Here is a 1,732-nt window from a genome sequence, read left to right as displayed (position 1 = left end):
GACGAGATAGACCTTTGAAAACTGAACAAAGAAGACGAACCAATTGTGTAGGGCATCAACTTCGAGTTGATGAACCAACAATTCAAACAATAAATAGTTGAGCAAACAACTATAAAAAGTCAGCAATAACGAGCTTATCAAAGCTCATGAATCTTTCATGAGAGTTTGATCCTGGCTCAGGACGAACGCTGGCGGCATGCCTAATACATGCAAGTCGAGCGAACCGACGAAGTGCTTGCACTTCTGACGTTAGCGGCGGACGGGTGAGTAACACGTAAGGAACCTACCTATGAGCGGGGGACAACATCCGGAAACGGGTGCTAATACCGCATAGTAATTTGTCAGGCATCTGACAAATTGGAAAGACGGCTTTTGCTGTCACTCATAGATGGTCTTGCGGTGCATTAGCTAGTTGGTGGGATAAAAGCTTACCAAGGCCATGATGCATAGCCGACCTGAGAGGGTAATCGGCCACACTGGGACTGAGACACGGCCCAGACTCCTACGGGAGGCAGCAGTAGGGAATCTTCCGCAATGGGCGCAAGCCTGACGGAGCAATGCCGCGTGAGTGAAGAAGGTTTTCGGATCGTAAAACTCTGTTGTAAGAGAAGAACAAATTGTAGAGTAACTGCTACAGTCTTGACGGTATCTTACCAGAAAGCCACGGCTAACTACGTGCCAGCAGCCGCGGTAATACGTAGGTGGCAAGCGTTGTCCGGATTTATTGGGCGTAAAGGGAGCGCAGGTGGTTTCTTAAGTCTGATGTGAAAGCCCACGGCTTAACCGTGGAGGGTCATTGGAAACTGGGAAACTTGAGTGCAGAAGAGGAAAGTGGAACTCCATGTGTAGCGGTGGAATGCGTAGATATATGGAAGAACACCAGTGGCGAAGGCGACTTTCTGGTCTGTAACTGACACTGAGGCTCGAAAGCGTGGGTAGCAAACAGGATTAGATACCCTGGTAGTCCACGCCGTAAACGATGAGTGCTAGGTGTTGGAGGGTTTCCACCCTTCAGTGCCGCAGTTAACGCATTAAGCACTCCGCCTGGGGAGTACGGCCGCAAGGCTGAAACTCAAAGGAATTGACGGGGACCCGCACAAGCGGTGGAGCATGTGGTTTAATTCGAAGCAACGCGAAGAACCTTACCAAGTCTTGACATCCTTTGACCACTCTAGAGATAGAGCTTTCCCTTCGGGGACAAAGTGACAGGTGGTGCATGGTTGTCGTCAGCTCGTGTCGTGAGATGTTGGGTTAAGTCCCGCAACGAGCGCAACCCTTATTGTTAGTTGCCAGCATTTAGTTGGGCACTCTAGCGAGACTGCCGGTGACAAACCGGAGGAAGGCGGGGATGACGTCAAATCATCATGCCCCTTATGACTTGGGCTACACACGTGCTACAATGGATGGTACAACGGGCTGCGAACTCGCGAGAGTCAGCGAATCCCTTAAAGCCATTCTCAGTTCGGATTGCAGGCTGCAACTCGCCTGCATGAAGCCGGAATCGCTAGTAATCGCGGATCAGCACGCCGCGGTGAATACGTTCCCGGGTCTTGTACACACCGCCCGTCACACCACGAGAGTTTGTAACACCCGAAGTCGGTGAGGTAACCTTTTGGAGCCAGCCGCCGAAGGTGGGACAGATGATTGGGGTGAAGTCGTAACAAGGTAGCCGTATCGGAAGGTGCGGCTGGATCACCTCCTTTCTAAGGATATAACGGAATACACAATCGTC

The 1,732-nt window shown here is 51.1% G+C and carries 1 rRNA gene; it reads left to right on the top strand.

Annotated features, from left to right (window positions below):
* Positions 1 to 153: 153 nt before the first annotated feature.
* Positions 154 to 1,703: ribosomal RNA gene (locus QP339_RS09600) — 16S ribosomal RNA — on the top strand.
* Positions 1,704 to 1,732 lie beyond the last annotated feature (29 nt).

It is taken from the genome of Aerococcus sp. UMB7834 (assembly GCF_030215145.1).
In the GTDB taxonomy this organism is placed as follows: domain Bacteria; phylum Bacillota; class Bacilli; order Lactobacillales; family Aerococcaceae; genus Aerococcus.
The sequence above is the reverse complement of the archived record's forward strand: the minus strand, read 5'-3'. Positions and strand labels throughout refer to the sequence as shown.